This window comes from Rhizobium sp. USDA 3886, from assembly GCF_056279785.1.
Genome location: NZ_JBWCDC010000003.1, coordinates 2,352,024 through 2,370,073, shown reverse-complemented (window position 1 = coordinate 2,370,073; position 18,050 = coordinate 2,352,024). Strand labels below are relative to the sequence as shown.

General features: G+C 58.7%; 15 protein-coding genes and 5 pseudogenes. 11 read left to right on the top strand and 9 right to left on the bottom strand.

What is annotated here, in order from left to right:
• Positions 1-44 precede the first annotated feature (44 nt).
• Positions 45-1,829 (top strand): ABC transporter ATP-binding protein, encoded by a 1,785-nt coding sequence (locus ACZ9BX_RS34370; protein ID WP_476222838.1) that lies wholly within the window; start codon positions 45-47, stop codon positions 1,827-1,829.
• An 839-nt stretch (positions 1,830-2,668) separates the two neighbouring features.
• Entirely contained in the window at positions 2,669-2,878 is a 210-nt protein-coding gene (locus ACZ9BX_RS34365; protein ID WP_476222837.1) for a hypothetical protein, read from the top strand.
• Here the strand turns inward: ACZ9BX_RS34365 and xth are convergent.
• The 7 genes and pseudogenes from xth to ACZ9BX_RS34330 all read right to left on the bottom strand — a co-directional run bounded on the left by xth (position 2,865) and on the right by ACZ9BX_RS34330 (position 9,733).
• The gene (gene xth / locus ACZ9BX_RS34360) at positions 2,865-3,677 is read right to left on the bottom strand and encodes an exodeoxyribonuclease III (protein WP_476222836.1); all 813 of its coding nucleotides are present in this window, start codon (positions 3,675-3,677) and stop codon (positions 2,865-2,867) included. The two genes, ACZ9BX_RS34365 and xth, sit on opposite strands and share 14 nt — an antisense overlap.
• Before the next feature lie 150 nt (positions 3,678-3,827).
• Positions 3,828-5,045 carry an N-methyl-L-tryptophan oxidase gene (gene solA, locus ACZ9BX_RS34355; protein ID WP_476222835.1) on the bottom strand — a complete coding sequence of 406 codons (1,218 nt, stop codon included), beginning with the start codon at positions 5,043-5,045 and terminating at the stop codon, positions 3,828-3,830.
• Between the two features lie 10 nt (positions 5,046-5,055).
• Complete coding sequence (locus ACZ9BX_RS34350; RefSeq protein ID WP_476222834.1) at positions 5,056-6,549, bottom strand: HAL/PAL/TAL family ammonia-lyase; 1,494 nt, start codon at positions 6,547-6,549, stop codon at positions 5,056-5,058.
• Positions 6,546-7,322 (bottom strand): ABC transporter ATP-binding protein, encoded by a 777-nt coding sequence (locus ACZ9BX_RS34345; protein ID WP_476222833.1) that lies wholly within the window; start codon positions 7,320-7,322, stop codon positions 6,546-6,548. Before ACZ9BX_RS34345 ends, ACZ9BX_RS34350 begins: the two co-directional genes overlap by 4 nt.
• 28 nt (positions 7,323-7,350) lie before the next feature.
• Positions 7,351-8,055, bottom strand: a complete 705-nt coding sequence (locus ACZ9BX_RS34340) for an ABC transporter permease (RefSeq protein WP_476222832.1) — start codon at positions 8,053-8,055, stop codon at positions 7,351-7,353.
• Between the two features lie 9 nt (positions 8,056-8,064).
• Positions 8,065-8,791 (bottom strand): annotated as a pseudogene (locus tag ACZ9BX_RS34335) (ABC transporter permease).
• A gap of 99 nt (positions 8,792-8,890) precedes the next feature.
• Positions 8,891-9,733 (bottom strand): transporter substrate-binding domain-containing protein, encoded by an 843-nt coding sequence (locus ACZ9BX_RS34330; protein ID WP_476222831.1) that lies wholly within the window; start codon positions 9,731-9,733, stop codon positions 8,891-8,893.
• Between the two features lie 198 nt (positions 9,734-9,931).
• Between ACZ9BX_RS34330 and hutC the strand changes: the two genes are divergently transcribed.
• The 5 genes and pseudogenes from hutC (at position 9,932) to ACZ9BX_RS34305 (ending at position 13,795) form a co-directional block, all read left to right on the top strand.
• A complete protein-coding gene (gene hutC / locus ACZ9BX_RS34325) occupies positions 9,932-10,687 on the top strand; it encodes a histidine utilization repressor (RefSeq protein ID WP_476222830.1) in 756 nt (251 codons plus the stop codon).
• A 123-nt stretch (positions 10,688-10,810) separates the two neighbouring features.
• Positions 10,811-11,068 (top strand): annotated as a pseudogene (locus ACZ9BX_RS34320) (Isoquinoline 1-oxidoreductase subunit); the annotation flags it as partial.
• Between the two features lie 164 nt (positions 11,069-11,232).
• Complete coding sequence (gene ppk2, locus ACZ9BX_RS34315; protein WP_476222829.1) at positions 11,233-12,153, top strand: polyphosphate kinase 2; 921 nt, start codon at positions 11,233-11,235, stop codon at positions 12,151-12,153.
• A 176-nt stretch (positions 12,154-12,329) separates the two neighbouring features.
• Positions 12,330-12,671, top strand: a complete 342-nt coding sequence (locus ACZ9BX_RS34310) for a hypothetical protein (RefSeq protein ID WP_476222828.1) — start codon at positions 12,330-12,332, stop codon at positions 12,669-12,671.
• 587 nt (positions 12,672-13,258) lie between these two features.
• Positions 13,259-13,795, top strand: coding sequence for a hypothetical protein (locus tag ACZ9BX_RS34305; protein WP_476222827.1), 537 nt, complete (start codon positions 13,259-13,261; stop codon positions 13,793-13,795).
• A 270-nt stretch (positions 13,796-14,065) separates the two neighbouring features.
• On the opposite strand, the gene ACZ9BX_RS34300 is transcribed toward ACZ9BX_RS34305, so the two are convergent.
• Both ACZ9BX_RS34300 and istB read right to left on the bottom strand, forming a co-directional pair.
• Positions 14,066-14,320 (bottom strand): hypothetical protein, encoded by a 255-nt coding sequence (locus tag ACZ9BX_RS34300; protein ID WP_132568609.1) that lies wholly within the window; start codon positions 14,318-14,320, stop codon positions 14,066-14,068.
• A gap of 232 nt (positions 14,321-14,552) precedes the next feature.
• Positions 14,553-15,191, bottom strand: a pseudogene (istB, locus tag ACZ9BX_RS34295) (IS21-like element helper ATPase IstB); the annotation flags it as partial.
• Here istB and ACZ9BX_RS34290 point away from each other — a divergent pair.
• The 4 genes and pseudogenes from ACZ9BX_RS34290 to ACZ9BX_RS34275 form a co-directional block, all read left to right on the top strand.
• Positions 15,183-15,470, top strand: a pseudogene (locus ACZ9BX_RS34290) (IS110 family transposase); the annotation flags it as partial. The pseudogenes istB and ACZ9BX_RS34290 overlap by 9 nt on opposite strands.
• Before the next feature lie 154 nt (positions 15,471-15,624).
• Complete coding sequence (locus tag ACZ9BX_RS34285) at positions 15,625-16,947, top strand: TadE/TadG family type IV pilus assembly protein (RefSeq protein WP_476222826.1); 1,323 nt, start codon at positions 15,625-15,627, stop codon at positions 16,945-16,947.
• A 91-nt stretch (positions 16,948-17,038) separates the two neighbouring features.
• A complete protein-coding gene (locus tag ACZ9BX_RS34280) occupies positions 17,039-17,179 on the top strand; it encodes a hypothetical protein (RefSeq protein WP_476222825.1) in 141 nt (46 codons plus the stop codon).
• A gap of 677 nt (positions 17,180-17,856) precedes the next feature.
• Positions 17,857-18,042 (top strand): annotated as a pseudogene (locus tag ACZ9BX_RS34275) (dihydrodipicolinate synthase family protein); the annotation flags it as partial.
• Positions 18,043-18,050: the final 8 nt, after the last annotated feature.

The window sequence follows — 18,050 nt, the reverse complement described above, 5'->3', positions numbered from 1 at the left end:
ACCCTGCCCGACTGTAGAACTCGTCTGCCGAGGTCACAACCGCCATGCTAGAATTCATTGCGTCGAGTTTTCGGCTATTGCGCCAGGCGCTGGGCAACAAGATCGGCCTCGTTGCGGTTGTCGTCGCTCTTGGGCTAGGCAGCGCTGTCCTTGAAGGCACGGGCATTGGTCTTATCATTCCGATGCTCGGCATCATTGCCGGCGAAAAGGATCCTTCGGGGATGGCCGGGCTCTCGGCGGTCTTCCAGCAAGTGGGTGCCGGTTTGGACGACCGCACAAGACTGATTGCAATTGCTGCCGCCATCCTTGGACTGATCACTCTGAAGAATGTGCTGGCGTTTGCCAACGCCGTGCTTGCCGGTTTCATCTACGGCAAAGCGGGCCACGCGCTCCGCAGCTCTCTTGCCGGTCAGCTTCTGACAATCGGATACCCGTTTTTCCTCCAGGAAAGTCCTGGGCGACTGCTCAATATCATCTCCAACGAATCCTGGCGCGCTTCGGATGCAATCCAGACCATGCTCGCTTCGATCGTCTATGCTTCGGCCGTCATCATTCTGCTCGCCTTTCTCCTGCTTCTTTCATGGCAGATGACGCTGTGCGTTGCGCTGGGGCTTGTTCTGATCCAAGCCCTTCACGCGATCTTGTCAGCCAGCCTGAAAGCCCCGAGCCGCAGTGTCACGTCGTTCAACAGCGAGCTCGCCGCCAGGATGCTTCATCTGGTACACGCCGGACGGCTCATTCGTGCATTCGGACAGGAGCAGCGCGAGAGAGCAGTCTTTGATTCTGCTTCAGATGCCGTACGAAAATCAGGTTTCGTTCTACAGTCCCGCCAGGCCGTACTGCCGCCGCTGACCGAGGCGCTGCATTCGGGCCTTTTTTTAGCCGTCGTCGTCAGCGCCTGGCTTTGGGGCGTGAGTTTCCCGATTATCGTTGCTTTCGTGGTGCTGCTCTATCGGCTGCAGCCACATGTACGTTCACTGCAAATGGCGTGGAGCCAGGTGCAAAGCTGGAGCGGCTCTTTGGAGGAGGTCAGATGGCTTCTGGATTCATCCGACAAGCCGGCGCCGCCAGCAGGGGGCGGCCAGCTTCATGCCCCTCTACAGCAGATCAAATTTGATCGCGTGACCTTCAAATATCCGGGTTCTGGCTCGCGAGCCGTGGTGCTGCGCGCTGCGACTTTCGAAATTCGCCAAGGTCGCTCGACGGCCATTATCGGACGCTCTGGCGCTGGAAAAACCACGATCGTCAATCTTCTGTGCCGATTTGTGGAGCCCGATGAAGGGGACGTTCTGATCGACGGCACCTCTCTTAATCAAATCGACCCAGTCCTATGGCGGCGGAAAATTGCGCTCGCCAGCCAGGACCTTGAGCTGATCGACGGTACTATCCTTGAGAATATCACATATGGTCACAATGCCTCTTTGGCCGAAGCGGAGAGCGCAGCCAAGCTTGCTGAGGCGCACGAGTTCATCGAGAAGCTTCCTGACGGATATGAGACGATCGTCGGCTATAGGGGGGCCAGTCTTTCAGCTGGCCAACGGCAGCGGATTGCGCTGGCAAGGGCACTGGTGCGCGATCCGGAAATCCTCATCCTGGACGAGGCCACGAATGCCATGGACGGATTGTCCGAAGCAGCGATCGTGGAGACCTTGAAATCCAGAGCCGGTCGTCGTGCGACGATCGTCATCAGCCATCACCGCAGCACGATTTCATTTTGCGACGACATCGTGATCCTTGATGGCGGCCGCGTCAGGCATCAGACCCCGTTTGCCGAAATCGCGACGTTAAGCATGGACCAGCTCTACGAACATGCAACGCCTGCTTCCTAAGCGGGGGCATGTTTTCGGCCCGCCGGAAGTTGCGGGCGTCTCGGGCGTAGAGAAAAGGGGCAGGTCAAAGGCAAGCCGAATGTTCCTTGTCACTTGTACGTAGCCCATTGACGGCGCGTGGATTGCTCGAAATTGCATCAGTCCGTGTGGAGCGCTGCGAGGCATGTTTGAAGCAGATATCGCTGATGGTCATGGTCGCTCTTTTGTACGATTCTCGTAAAATATGCCCGTTAAAACGCCAATCAGGCGGCTAAATCTCGGCCCCAAAAAAGAGCCATCGTTGCCGATGACCCGTCGGTTTTGATGACTACGCTGCCTTGGAGATCGCCTTCTTTAGTTTGCCCGACTACGTCCTTCTCCCGGAGAACCAAGGGAAGCCAGTTAGTTCCTGCCAACGCCTCCATGACATAGCGTGCAGCCGTCTCCTTTGGCTGAGGCAGGTGTTGGTGGAATGACCGCCGAATGGGGGTAGGGCAAGCGAATGGACCGTTGCCGCCAGAGCAATGGCCGCGTTTAGTATGAGACCCGCCTGAATGGTGGCAGTGCGATGCGCCGACAGTTCCTTGACGACGGACGCCGCCAATGCGCCGGGTTCTTTCGGCAGCTTCTCCCCTGGTACCTTGCGTTCTCCCTCCCGGTCCATCGGGATGCAAAGCCCGCGTCGGTCTCCTGCGTCTTGATCTTGCGGGCAACCATGCGGCCTGCGACCAGCGGGGTATAGTTGATGATGAGATTGAGGTTGTCGCTGTCGCCGTTCTGCCAACCGACCCCGATCTTAGTCCAGCGGGCTTTGTCATAAAGCAGCAGGCAACCGCTCGGCGGAGATGGTAAGGTGAGTCATGACCACAGAGACGAAAACATCCCGTTCGGACGGAACAGGCAAGTTCGTGACGCACCCGATCGGCGGCAAGAAAGCCGCGAAATTCGCCCTGGTCGAAGGGTTGAAGATGAGTACGGCATCCAAGGTGCTTTCGCAGAAGCTCGCCGCAAGTGGGCTCAAGGGTGACGCCTACCGCACCGAGATCGTCAAGGCTTTCAAGAAAGACTGACGGTTGGTCCGTCGTCCTCCGGCTTGGGAACATCGAGTTCGATCATAACGGGAGCGTGGTCGCTCGTATGCGCCCAGCTCCTCGGCTCCCTCCGGACGTTCGCCGACTTGAGCCATGGAGCGACGACCGGGCTGAGCAGGAAGTGGTCGAGCCGCAGCCCGGCGTCGCGCTCGAAGGAGCTCCGCCAGTATTTCCAGAAGGTGTAAATGCGCTCGCCAGGATGAAGATGGCGCACGGCATCCGTCCATCCCTGCGCCACGAGATCAGCATAGGCCTTCCGGACTTCCGGCCGAAAGAGCGCGTCGTCGAGCCAGCGTTCCGGCTTGTAAACGTCGATCTCCGTCGGCATGACGTTGAAGTCGCCGACGAGGAGGGTGGGGACCTCAAGTTCAAGCAGCTCGGCCGCGTACTCATGGAGACGTTGGAACCACCGAAGCTTGTAGTCGAACTTCGGACCAGGCGCAGGGTTTCCATTCGGAAGATACAAGGACCCGATCAAAACACCGTTGATCGCGGCTTCGATGTAGCGGCTATGGGTGTCGTCCGGATCGCTGGGGAGACCGCGTCGTGTCAGGACAGGCATCGAGCCTTTCGAAAGGATCGCGACGCCATTCCAACTCCTCTGCCCATGCCAGACCGCGCCGTAGCCGGCCCGTTCGATTTCTCTCCGCGGAAACCTTGCGTCTTCGGTCTTCAGCTCTTGAAGGCAGACGACGTCGGGCTTGTCTTCCTTCAGCCATCGAAGGAGGATGTCAAGGCGACCATTGATACCATTGACGTTGTAGGTTGCGATCTTCACCAGACCTCCGGAGCGCACTACCAAATCTCAACCAGGAAGGAAATAGAAGCTAAAAGGCAAAGTTCCGCGGACAGGAAAGCAATCAAACGATCACTTTCGACGAATACCCGGCCATCAGGTTTTGAACGTCTCTCCGATGGGCCGTGTTGGTTATCTCTCTGGCGCTTCTGCACAGGTTGTTGACGTTCCGATCTGGCTGGCGGATGGCGCTTCTCGCTTCGATAGCGGCGCAAATCTGTCCAATGCTTCGAAAGAAAAGGCCGCGATTGGCAGATCCGTACCACCGTCAAGCGCGAGGTCAGATAGAATTTCGCCCACAACGCTCGTGAATTTGAAACCATGGCCGGAGCAGGGGGACGCGACGACGATGTTTGGCTGTCCGGGCATCAGGTCGAGCAGAAAATCTTCGCTCGGCAGCATCGTATAGCGGCAGGTCGTTGCTTGAACCCGACGACCTGCGGCCGCCGGCAGGCGTCTGGAGATAAAGCCGTCGAGCAGTGCCGTATCCTTGTCGTTGACCGGCGGATTGGGCTCGTTGGGATCAACAGGCTCGCGGAAATGGGCGTGCCGGCCGACTTTGACGCCGTCGATACCAATCGCGGGGAAGCCGAAATAGGAGCCGTCCGGGCCTTCGTCGCGAAGAAAGCACGGCATGCGCTGCGGCTCGGTCGCAAAGCTGTCTTTCGGCTGATACCAGGCAACAACCTGGCGGATCGGGGTCGCGTGCGATTTCAAAAGCGGCACAAGCTCCGCAATCCAAGCTCCGGTCGCGATGACTACCTTTTTGGCGTGGTAGCGGCCGCTCGTGGAAACAATGGTGACGCCTGCGTCATCCGGATCGATTGCTGCAACCCTCTCGCCAAAATGGATGGTTGCTCCGCTTTCGGCTGCAAGCTTGATGTATCCCATTACAGCAGCTTCCGGCCGCAGATATCCGCCTTGCGGATCGAAAATCGCAACCTCGTCATCATCCAGCTGAAACGCAGGGAAGCGGCGCGCCGTTTCCGCCGCGTCGAGCTCTTCGTGGGCAAGGCCATGCAGCCTGCACGAGGCGCGCGTGCCGCTCACGATCTTGCTTTGCGGCGAGCCGATCTGGAGAACGCCGGTGATTGTCAGAATATCGGCCCGTAATCTTGCTTCGAGCGCTCTCCAGTTGCGATAGGCGCGCTGGAGAAGCGGCACATAGGATGGATCCTCGAAATAGCCAAGCCGGATCAATCGGCTGTCACCATGCGACGAACTCATCGCGTGCGCGGGAAAATACGAGTCGATTCCGATCGCCTTGACACCCCGGGCGGCGAGGAAGGCAAGTGCTGCGCTCCCCATGGCACCGAGGCCGATGACGGCGACGTCGAATTGAGCTGTCATGGCAACCTCTTCAGATTATCGCCGGCGGCGGGCCATCGCGAAGCAAAGCCCGCAGTGCCTCCATGTCGCCGGCAAGCGGCCGGTCATCGGCATAGTGCGGCACCTGCGCACGAACGATTTTTCGGATTTGCTCCGTTCCTCTGGCCCGCGGAGCGGTCTCACCGAGAAAATCATGGGCTTGGGCTGCCGCCATCAATTCAATCGCCAGAATGTATTCGGCGTTGTCGATCACGACGAGGAGCTTGTTTGCGGCGGCCGTCGGATGTGCGAGGAAATCCTCCTGCAGAGCGGATGTCAGTCCGCCATCCGTCGAGGCCGGGGCGGCGAGGCGGCGGTTCTCATTGCTCAATGCCGCGGCCGTATATTGGGCGATCATGAAGCCAGAATTGCTGCCGGCGTCACTTGCCAGAAAGGGCGGCAGGCCGCTGACAAGCGGATTGACAAGCCGGTCCGTCCGCCGCTCGCTCATTGCGCCGATCTGGGCAATCGCGACCGCAAGGCTATCGGCCGCCTGTGCAAGCGCCGGAGCAACTGCATGCGCTTGCGACGAGACAGTCGGATTTTCTGGCGTGCCCGAGATCGCGGGATTGTCGGTCACGGAGGCAAGTTCCTGTTCGACGATCTCGGCTGACTGTTCGAATACATCGCGTGCAGCACCGTGCGCCTGTGGTACTGCACGGAGGCTGAGCGCATCCTGCGTACGCGTTCCAAGCGCGGCGGCGACAAGTCCGCTGCCTGAAAGCCGATGACGCAGGGATGCGCCCACCGTCGCGATACCCTTTGAAGGGCGCAGCGCAAGCACCGCCTGATCGAACGCTGCGATCTGGCAGCCGGCAGCTTCCAGGGTGAGGGCGGCCGCCGCGTCAGCCCAGTCGAGCAGCCGGGCTGCACGCGAAAGGGCAATACTCGCAAGCCCGGTTGCGCAGGCAGTGCCGTTGACGAGGCTCAGCCCCTCCTTTGCCTCCAGGGCGAGCGGTGTAAGACCGATCGCGGCCAACGCTTCGCGGCCATTCATCGGCCGGCCGGCGACGCAGGCAGCTCCCTCCCCGATCAGGACGAGAGCGCAGTGGGCGTTATGGGTGAGATAGCCGGCAGAGCCCTTCGACGGCATATCGGGAATGCAATCCCTCTCCAGAAAGGCAATCAAATGGCTGACGATCTCTGGCCGTACGCCCGAATGGCCATGTGCAAAATTGGCGACCTGGGCGGCAATGATCGCCCGCACTTCGCGCGGCGCCAAGAGCGGACCGACACCGCAGGCATGGCTCAATATGATATTGCGCGACAGGCGGCTTTGCGAAGCACGATCGACGATCGTATCCGACAGAGCGCCGACGCCGGTATTGATGCCGTAGGCGCGCACGCCGCTTTCAACGATACGCGCGACGATCAGGGCCGCGTGCACGACGCGCTGCGTCGCAGCCGGTGACAGCGCCAGTGCCTCCCCTTCGCCTACCCGGGCGATATCGCGCCAGCCAATGATATCTTCGATCGTAACGGTCATTGTCCGCTTCCGAAATGACCGATGAACTGGCGGAAGGCGGGCGATGCACCGGCACCGAACATGTCCTCCGGCGGGCCGCTGCTTTCCACGAGACCTTCGCGCATGAAGATCACTCGATTGGAGACGTTGCGCGCAAAGCTCATTTCATGAGTGACAACGAGCATTGTCATGCCCTCCTCGGCAAGCGCGCGCATGACGCGCAGCACCTCGCCGACGAGTTCCGGATCGAGAGCGGAGGTCGGCTCGTCGAAAAGCATCACTTTCGGTTTCATCGCAAGCGCACGAGCGATCGCTGCACGCTGCTGCTGGCCGCCGGAAAGATGCGCCGGATAGGCATGCCGCTTGTCGGCGATACCAACCTTTTCGAGCAGCGCTTCGGCTTCGGCGATGCATTCCGCCCGTGGCCGCTTGAGGACATGCACCGGACCTTCAATGATATTTTGCAGGATGGTCATATGAGACCAGAGGTTGAATTGCTGGAAAACCATCCCGAGTTCAGAACGAATGTGATCGATCTGCTTTTGGCTCGCCGGCTTGCTTCTGCCGTTCTTGTGAACCATCCGGATCTCTTCGCCATCGACCCAGATTTCGCCACTCGTGGCGGTCTCCAGAAGATTAATGCATCGCAGGAACGTCGACTTGCCGGAGCCTGAGGCTCCGAGTAGCGAGATTACATCGCCGTCCTGAGCATCAAGGGAAATGCCGCGCAAGACTTCGTGGGTGCCGAAGCTCTTGCGGATGTTGCGGACCGAAAGTCGGGTTACGGCGGGCATGAAGGCTCCAATCGGGTTCAGTCTGATCTTACGCCTTCAGCGGCGCTGGGGCGGCGCGGCGATGTCGGGAAAGCGAGTATTCGAGCAGGGCCATGCCCTGAAGGATGATGAAGTTGAGAACAAGATAGATGACGGCGGCACAGAGGAAGACTTCCATTGTGCGGTAAGTCTGCGAGATAAGCCGCTGGGCCACGCCCGTCACTTCCCAAACCGTGACGAGGCTTGCGAGCGCCGTCGATTTCATCATCAGGACGATCTCGGTCGAATAGGCAGGCAGGGCGTGCCGGAAGGCGATCGGCGCCAGGATGCGACGCATCAGCAAAAAGCCAGACATTCCGATCGAGCGGGCGGCCTCAATCTCCCGCGGAGAGATCGCACGGATACCGCCGCGGAAGATTTCCGCCGTATAGCCGGCCGTGCAGAGCGCCAGTGACAGGACGGCACAGACGAAAGGCTCTCGCAGAAAAGGCCAGAGGAAGGAATAGCGGATGAAGCCGAATTGGCTGAGACCGTAGAAGACCAGGAACATCTGGATTAGCAGCGGCGAGCCGCGGAAGACAAAGACGTAGCCCTTGGCAATCGCCGAAAGGAGCGGGTTGCCGCCAACGCGCATCCAGACGATCAGGAGCGCCAGAATGCCTCCGAAGAAGATCGACGCGGAAAACAGCGCCAGCGTCATCGGCACGGCCTTCAGCAGCGTGATCATGGTTTGCGACAGGAAGGAGAAATCCATGATCGTCCCTCAGGCCCGGCCCAGCGCGGCTGCGGGCATACTGCGGTTGGTTCGCCGCTCGGCCCCGTTGAACACCCGGTCGGAAAGACTGGTCAGGATAAGATAGAGCGCGCCGCCGACGATGAAAAAGAGGAGGTATTGCCGGGTAGAGCCGGCCGCGACCTGGCTGGTTCGCATCAATTCCGCAAGACCCGTCACCGAAACCAGCGCCGAGTCCTTGAGGCTCAGCTGCCAGACATTGCCGAGACCGGGAATGGCAAAGCGCAGGACCTGCGGCATGATGATGCGCCGGAAGCGCAAGCCGCGATGCATGCCGACCGCAGATGCAGCCTCGAGTTCGCCTTCGGAAATCGCAAGATAGGCGCCGCGGAAGACCTCTGCCTGATACGCGCCGGAAATGATGCCGACCGCAAGCGCGCCGGCGGCAAAGGAAGGCAAGCCGAGAAAACCCTCATAGCCCATTGCCGCACCGATCGCAGTCACCGCCGATGATCCGCCGAAATAGATCAGATAGATGCATCAGTAGTTCGGGAACGCCGCGAAAAATCGTCGTGTAGAGATTGCCGATGGCGACAAGCAGCCAATTGCCGGATAACTTGGCGCCCGCGACCATCGTCCCTAGGACCGCCCCGATTGCGAGTGCGGTCGCCGTGACGGCGAGCGTCGTCAACGCACCGAGCAGCAGCAGTGCCCCCCATCCCGTCGAGCCGAAGCCAATCAGTTCCAGTATCGCCATATCCGTTCCCCGCACTGCCGCTCGAAGGGCAGCTGTCAGAATAACATGCGGTCCCCGGCGATAAAGCGGGGACCGGAAGTTTCGGCAGGAGCCGGAGGCTTACTGCTGCGGGCTGACGTCGACCTTGAACCACTTCATCGAAAGGTCCTTGACCGTGCCATCGGCAAGGGCCGACTTTATGGCCTCGTTGAACTTATCGCGCAGATCCGTATCTGCCTTGCGCAGGCCGAGGCCTTCGCCTTCGCCCCAAATGGGGCCGGCGATCTCCGGACCGGTAAAGGCAAGCGCGCCATTTGCGGCTTGGAACGCGTTGTTGAAATAGACGGCATCATCGAAGCCGAGGTCGATACGGCCGTTCTGCAGGTCGAGGTCGCGGTCGGCACCCGTTTTGTATTCCCGAACTTCGGCGATGCCGCCGAAGTTGTCATACACAAACTTGGCGTAGACGGTTGCTGCCTGAATGCCGATCGTCTTGCCCTTGAAGGCTTCCTTGAGAGCTTCGATCTCCTTCACGCCGGTCTGGCCGGGAGTCATATTAATGGTCGAGCCGGTGGCTGCAGCATTGGAAAGGGGGCTATCCTTGGCTGTCGCGAAGGCGGCTGGTGTCGCGGCATAGGGAACCGTGAAGTCAATGATCTGCTTGCGTTCCTCGGTGATCGACAGCGCATCCATGATGACGTCGAACTTGCCGGCATTAAGCGCGGGAATCATCCCGTCCCAATCGGACGCGACGAGCGTGCACTCGATCTTGGCGCGTTCGCAAAGGATCTTGGCGAGTTCCGGTTCGAAGCCGCCGAGCGAGCCGTCGGCATTGGTCAGATTCCATGGCGCATAGGCGCCTTCGAGCGTTATGGTTGCCGTCTTCCAGTCCTTGGCGGTGACCGGAGCGGCGAACGTTGCCAGCGCGAAGGCGCTGGAAAGAAGAATGGCACTGAATTTCATCGTATGAAATCTCCTCTGAAGTTGTCATTGACCTTGTGGCCGCATGAAACCGGTCTGCGCCGGCTTGCCTGTCGTTATCGATTTTGTCCGAATAGTTCGATCAGGAGGTTGTATAGGGTACCATATGAGAGATTTCGTGATATGCAAGATGAAAAGTCGATTTTGGGGCAGATTCCATCGATGCACAAGGAGTGGGCAATGAAGCGTCCCGGCGAAATGAAGCGCGAGCTTGCCGAAAACGACACCGCACCGCTTTATGCAGGCGTCAAACAGATGATCCTCGACCGCATTCACAGCGGCGAATGGCCGCCGAAGCACCGCGTGCCCTCCGAGAACGAACTCGTTGAAGAACTTGGCGTCAGCAAAATGACCGCCAATCGTGCGCTGCGCGAGCTTGCCAGCGAAGGCGAGCTGGTGCGGATCCAGGGGGTCGGTTCGTTCGTGGCCGAGCGAAAAGGCTACTCGGCGCTATTTGAGGTGCGCAACATTGCTGATGAGATCGCCGAGCGCGGACATACGCATGAGGCGAACGTCATCGTTCTCGCGAGAGAAGCTGCTTCCCCGGAAGTGGCAGATGCGCTGGAACTCGACATTGGCGGCGCTGCCTTCCATTCGCTCATAGTGCACAGCGAAAACGGCGTGCCGGTGCAAATAGAAGACCGCTTCGTCAATCCATCGGCTGCGCCCGATTACCTTGAGCAGGACTTCTCGTCGGTAACGCCAAACGCCTATTTAACAGCGGCAGCACCACTCAGCGGGTCCGAGCATGTCGTTGAAGCGGCGATGCCGCAAGCCTGGGAATGCAAGCTGTTGACGATCTTGAAAACGGAACCCTGCCTGACGATCCGCCGGCGGACATGGTCGGGCAGAAACGTCGTCTCGATCGCCAGACTTGTCTATCCCGGTCATCGCTATCGCTTGGAATCACGGAGCGGCAAGATCTTCGAGGAATAATATCCTTGTATATGGAAGATCGATCAAACTAGGCCGGAGCTGTCTGATTTCGGCGGCGCGGCAAACCGCAGTTGTGGCCCGCTTACCCATGCGCATGGTCTACTATAGATAAGGGAGCGACCTGAGGCGCTACCCGGCAATCCGGCGTGGCATCTGGCCGCCCATCGAAATGGCTTCGGTCGGCAAATCGCTCGGCGAAAATCTGTCAGCAGTTGAAGGACCCGGCGCGGAACAGCGGCAAGGACCTCAACCAGATCGTCGAGCACGGATTGGGGCTGCACCCCCGGCGAAGGCCGGGAACCGGTTTCGGGCACGCAGGCCGAGTTTGGTAAGCTTACCAAGGCCTGGGTAGAAACCGGCGCAGCTTGCCCGGCAGGATAAAGGGCATTTGACGCCGTGCGCATGCCGCGGCGTCAAATCGGCGTCTTTTAAGACCTGTTGCCGGATCGCCGTTGAACATGACGGAACTGCTTCACATTCCCTTCATCCGGTAATGGAATAAGGGTAACGTTGCAGCATGATGTGGCGGCACGTTGGAGAGCGACATGAATAGGTCGAAGGACGATTTCGATATGCCTGACTGGCTGCAAGCCGAACTGGCCGATACACTTGACGAGGATTACGAACTTGAACTTTCGGAACCGGCCCTGTCGGAAGAAATCCGGAAGGTTTATCGCAAGTCGCATCCGCCCTCGATGCCACGCATCGATTACTTCCGCACGCTGCTGTCGCTGCAAGCCGAGCTGATCAAATTGCAGGATTGGGTCTCGTACCACAAGGAGAAGGTCGTGGTGATCTTCGAGGGACGCGACTCGGCCGGCAAGGGCGGCGTGATCAAGCGCATCACCCAGCGCCTCAACCCTCGCGTCGTCAGGGTGGTGGCGCTGCCGGCCCCATCAGATCGCGAGAAGACTCAGTGGTACTTCCAGCGCTACGTGCCGCATCTGCCGGCCGGCGGCGAGATCGTGCTCTTCGACCGGTCCTGGTATAACCGCTCGGGTGTCGAGCGGGTCATGGAGTTTGCGACCGAGGATCAGGTGGAGCAGTTCTTCGACGACGTTCCCGAGTTCGAGCGTATGCTGGTGCGCTCAGGTATCCGCCTGGTCAAGTACTGGTTCTCGATCACCGACGAGGAACAGCAGATGCGGTTCCTCGTTCGGATCCACGATCCCCTGAAGCAATGGAAGCTGTCGCCGATGGACCTGCAATCACGCGTACGGTGGGAAGCCTATACCAAGGCCAAGGAAGAGACCTTCGCCCGCACGAACATCCCTGAGGCGCCCTGGTACATCGTCGAGGGCAACGACAAGAAGCGCGCCCGCCTCAACTGCATCGACCACCTGCTCACGCAGATTCCCTACGAAGACGTGCCGCACGAAGACATCACGCTTCCCGAGCGGGTGTTCAATCCCGACTACGAACGCAAGGTCCTCCCGCCGGAGCTCTATGTGCCGTCGAAATACTAGGTCAGCTCAAGGTCGCCAAGAAACAAATGCTGTGGTCCTGGATCAGCTGTCGCGGCCTGCGGCGACGCCGTCTGGCGTAGGCGCGAGTTCGCGTTGGAATTGCGCGCGGTGATTTATTGTATATGACAGTTTTGCGACAGAAGCTGCCGCGATGATCGTTGGAGGTAGGAGGAACCGTGAGCGAAAAACGCAAACGAGTTTACGAGGCGCTGTTGGATGGTGCCACAGAAGGTCTTTCCGGTAAGGAGCTTTACAATTTCGTGCTGCGGCGCTGTCCAAAAGCGACCAGCAAGAAGATTGTGCGCGCCTCGCTTCTTGCTCTTTCGGATCCTCACGTGAAGGATCGCAATGTTTTGCACACCATTTACGCGCTTGCGATAGCGCACCGAATGGATGAGGTCGGGTCGACGAGTGACCCCGATGATGAGGAAGATCCCGCAGAAAAGAGCCCGATTCTGCGGAAGTTGAAGAAGACGGCCGCATCTGCTTCGATGCCTCGGGAATCAAATCCGAATTGAACCCGGCACCAGGATAGTCGAGCGCCCAAGGGACAGAGCATTCGCGTTGACCGCCCACCAATACCTACTGTTATAGTTTGAAACACACAGAGCAACTTTGAGTTGATGAACGCATGGGTCTTTCCGCTGCCCGCCAAGCAGAAGCGGAATGTTTACGGCTGCGGCGTGTTTGGATGTTTGCTGTTTCATTCTTTCATGCAAAGCGCTCACGGTTCCAATCAGCGGTCATTGCGCCGGCGGTGAGGCAGCTTTAAGCGCCGAGCGTGTGCCGCCTTCTTGAACTTGGGGCGAGCTTAACAAGCAAAGGTTCGGAGTTCGTTCGAACGTGTCATGTGAGCTGTTTCGACCCGATGCGTCCGCTGCAACGTATGAACTGCTGCTTTGAACTGACGACGTACTTTGCCGGACGTGAAAGCGACAATTGATCTCCCGCGCCCTTGGAACAAGAGCCACGCTCCCACAGTTCGGATGAAAATATCACCGGCGTTGCAGAAGCAGCTGCAACTTGTGCAACCTCTGAGCAAACATTGAATGGGAGCAAGCGTCGCCGCTCGATGACCGACGTTTCGGCTTACTGGAGGAATCCGATGTTTCATCGCGCCATAGCACTCAAGGCATTTGCCCCGGTCTTGCTTCTGGCCGTGGCGGCGCCGACAGCGACGGCGCAGCCGGCGCCCAGTGCTGTCAGCCGCGAGATCGCCTTTCTTCGTGCGTTTGACGGGCAGTTTGCCGGAACCGGCAGCCTGGAGCGTGCCAGCGGTTCGAGCCATAGGCTGACATGCAGGTTCAATGGCAATAGTGAAGGGCGGCAAGTTCTCCTGGATGGGCGCTGCTCAACGGCGATCATATTTGGCACATCGATGCGCATTGATATCCAATACGATCCAGGAACGGGGCGCTATTCTGGCTCGTTTCGCGAGAGCATGGGCACAATCGCAGACCTCGCAGGCTCTCGCCAGGGCCAGACGCTTTCGCTCTCTTTTACCGAAACGCCAGAGAGTATTCGCCCCAACCCACCCGCGCGGCTGACGATCGTGCGAAGGGACGGCGGCATGGTTTTGACACTTCGTGGAACAAAGCCGGGTCGAGGTCAGAGCCTAAACCTTGAGCTGCGCAAAAGCTGAGGCCGAACGCGGGGTGCGGGAGGAGGAGGCCGACGGCTGGCGGGGGGAACGATCGATCTTCATTGATCCCTCTGACAGCATGGCTGCAGCGGCCTGGCCGAGCAAAACTTGATGGAGGCCGAAAATTGGCGCTTGAGTCATGAAAAGGATCTGACGCAGGAGGACGTGGAATCGCGGACGGATTTCAGCCAGCGGTATTTGAGCGGCCTCGAGAGGCGAGCGCGATCCAATTGATAGTGGACATAAATGTATGTTCAAAACGACGTTCGTTCAAGCGATGGGATGCCCCACGATATGACCGAACAGGCTTCTCGCAGACTTCAATATTTGATCAAGCAACGAAGGCTGAGGGCCGTGAAGGAACTCTACACCGGCGCGGGTCAATGAGAAGTTCATGCTGACATCGAAGCCGGAACTGTCTTCCTGAACTAGATCCATCTCCCAAGCCTCGCGAAGACCCGGCAAGTTGGCGTCCATGTCCTCTAAGTCTGACACCGGGTAACGCGCCCAAGTCTCAACGGTCATAAGCGCATCTCTAATTCTTGTCATGCAAGTATCGCCATTTCTAAAAAGCTGATTAGCCGAGCAACGACTACTCAAACATACTTAATAAATATTGTCGAGTGACTTGGACGTGGCATACCGCTTTATTTTGGGGGACGCGGGCGGCAAGGCGGTGAAGAATTGACCAACCAGCAAATCATGCTGTCAATGCCGGGTGAAATTTCCGCAGAAGTGCCGAAGTAAAATTCCCCAATTATGCCGCTCCGGACGACGTGGAGAATTGCGTATTTTTCGGCGTCTCCCGCGTCGGCGTTGCGGCGGAGCGAAGGACGGCGGGGTGATCCAAGCTTCGATCGCACGTGTTCAGGCATCAATTCGGCATGTTGGCGCAGCCTGTAGCTTGATCTTTCGATTTGGACGACGACGGCATGGTGCAAAAGTCTGTCGAGCAAAGCTGTGGCGACCACGGCATCTCCAAAAACATCGCCCCATTCGGCAAAGCCGCGATTGGATGTGAGGATCATTGCGCCTTCTCGTAGCATGCGTTGACGAGCTGGAAGAACAGGTTGCCTCCGCCAGCGATGACCGGGAGATAACCGATCTCGTCAACGATCAGGAGACTGGGCCTGCAGAAGAAGCGGATGCGTTCTTGAAGCCGTCCTTCGCGTTCGGCTCTGAACAGGGCCGCAATGAGATCGGCCAGTGGGCAGAAGTAGACGCTTTTGCCGGCTTTGACAGCTTCGACGCCGAGCGCGACTGCCAGATGGCTTTTGCCGGTTCCCGGCGGCCCGAGGAAATGAATGGCCTCGTGGCGGTCAACAAAGCCGAGTTGTGCGAGGGTGAAGATCCGATCTCTGTCGAGCGATGGTTGAAACGTGACATCGAAGCCGGCTTCTACAAGGCGGCCCGGGTGAAAGCGTTCGACAGCATGCTGACACGCACGCTGGTCGGAGCTCGCAATCGAGCTCAGCAACCAGATCCGCGGCCTGATGAAGACGTTCGGTCTTATCGTCCCCAAGGAATAGGTCGGGCGTTTGATGGCAATGTCAGGGAACCGTTGGATCGGAATGACGCCTGAGGCGCGGCCGATCTTGATTGCCAGTTGCTCGTAGCGGCGCGGGAAAGCCAGGAGACGAAGCTGTTGATGACGATCCCGGGGATCCGCGCCGTGGAATCGAGGGGAGACGGCGGCGGGGCGGCTTGTCAGATCAACTGAATGCGAGCGTGGTATTCGCGTTAATTACAATTCGAGTAGATGGAGTAATAAACTATATATTACTGATGTATAAAGTACATATAGGTTGAAACGGACCCGAGGCGCAGAGATGCGTGAATTTCTCAAACGGCATGCCAATCGATTTCTTCGCGACCAAGGTGGCAATTTCGCAGTCATGACTGCGCTGGCAATGGTTCCGCTGCTAGGGGCGGCCTCCGTCGCGGTCGACTTTACCAACGCCAGGTTCGAGGCTGACAAATTGCAGGAGTCGTTGGACACCGCCGTGCTGGCAGCGGTGCGGCTTTACGGCGAAGGCAGCAGCGAGGAGGAAGCCACCCAGTTGGCAAACGAAATGTTCTTCGGCAATTTGGCCTTATTCCGGGGCACCGAGGAAACCACGCCACCGGCGGAACTCCCATCCCTCCACATCGTCTATGCCCAGGCGGGGCAAGGTGTAATGGCGACGGGCGACTATGCCCTCAACTACCAACCGGTGTTCTTGACCCGGTTATCGTTCCCGATCTCACGCCGCAGCGCCGCCGCTCGCCAGCCAGACAAGGAGGCATGCATTTTGGCGCTCAACCCCACGGCCGATCGCGCCTTCGAAGTGAGCGGCAGTTCGACGGTCGACACATCGGGATGCACGATCACCGCAAACTCGCGCAGTAGCGAAGCCATCTATGTAGGCGGGTCGGGGACCCTTAAGACGGAATGCCTTTATACACCAGGCAAGGTCTCCGCCTTGCCGAGCAGCATTGATCTCGAATGCGACAAGGCGGGCGAGGGAACGTCACCGGCCAGCGACCCGTTTAAGCGCAAAGCCATGCCGGAGGCCGGATTCTGGGTGGACCTGGGAGGATGCGGACAGACATTTGTGGGCAACGGCGGCGGCAATGGCGACTGCAACGGTATGGGCAAGACGCCGAATAAGGTGCCCGATGGATATACCGTGACGCTTAAGCCGGGGACCTACCACGACCTTGAAATCAAGGGCAATGTGAAGCTACAACCCGGCAATTACCTTATCGACGGCGGCACGCTGAAGTTCGCAAGCCAGTCGGTCATCACCGGCGATCAGGTCACCTTCTTTCTGCTGAACGGTGCCCAGATCGACATTCATGGCGGCTCCACCTTCAATGTCACCGCCCCGACGTCGGGTACATGGGCTGGTTTCTCGATCGTCGCCGACCGCAACAATACCGCCTCCGCAGTCATCACCGGCAACAGCAACTCGCATCTCAACGGTATCATCTACATGCCGGCGGCCGAGGAAATCGAGTATGCCGGCAATGGCTCGACGACCGGCGAATGCGTGCGCATCATCGCCCAGAAAATCACCATGATCGGCAACAGCACGTTTAAGCTGGATTGCAAGGCGGAATTGGCAAACAACGAGATCAACAATCCCGGTGCCATCCGGCTGATCGAATGAGGGAGTGATGACCAGCGGACGGACGTGCAGGGTTGTTGGTCGTGATCTTCGAGGATGCGATGCATCGAATTCCGCACACTCATGGTCGGCGGTGACCAGCGCCACGATTCTGCCGTCGGAGGCGGTGACGGGCTTCGGTTTCGTTTGCGGCATCCGTAGAGCGATCGTTGGCCTTGCGGCGGCAATCATTCTTTCACCCTACGCCGGTGCGCGTTCATTCATCATCGACTGAGTTGTCCCGCGCAAACAGTGCCTTCACCCGCGTTCCCGCTCCGGGCACTTTGCACACATCCAAGTGCGCATTGGCATTCTCTCGTAGAGACTGAATGATCAAGGCACGCCGACATCCAGTCCTCAAAACCATCCTCATCCGCTGGCCTTGGCTCAGGAATATCTTCGCCGATGGAGGATATGCCGGTCCAAAAATGCGAGGACGCGCTAGCGGGCGTGGCATTGGTTTTCCGCTAAACAACGCCAACGGCTTAGACGCGGGAACTTGCGACATCCCAGCCTTGAAAAACAAAAACGGGTGGTTCAGATTTAGAACTCTCTCGTATTGCGCCTCGAGGACTTCGAACATGTTGTCTTCCAGGCGCCAGTTGATAGCGCTGTCTTTCGATCTGTGGTTCACATCTGCAAAGATTGGTGTGTTACCCAAGCCATACGAACCGACTGGACCGCGCCGGATTTGCCGGAGGCATCAACTCATGAGAGATTGGAGCCGATATGAGCGATATCGGCGTCACGCCACAGGAGGCACGAGCCGAGATATCGAAAGCCTGGTTTTGGGGATCGGCCCAGCGCCTGATGCAGCTCCTCTCTCGCTCCATGACCGGTTGGAGTTCGTGAAATTCCGCTTGCCGAGTCACGACTGACACGTTAGCAAGATAGAGGACACCGTTTCGTTGCATTTTTTGGCTATCGGTCGCGCTGGCGACAGCTTTCGATTGTGAGGGTAACATTGCAGTGAATGCGATGATTGCGCAGGACAGACGCAGTCTCGCGGCTGGTTGCTCAAGCGTCACGCTGTTTGGGACGACTGGCGAAGGATCGTCGATTGGCAGCCGCGAGCGCGAAAGGGTGCTCAGAGCTCTCCGCACTCC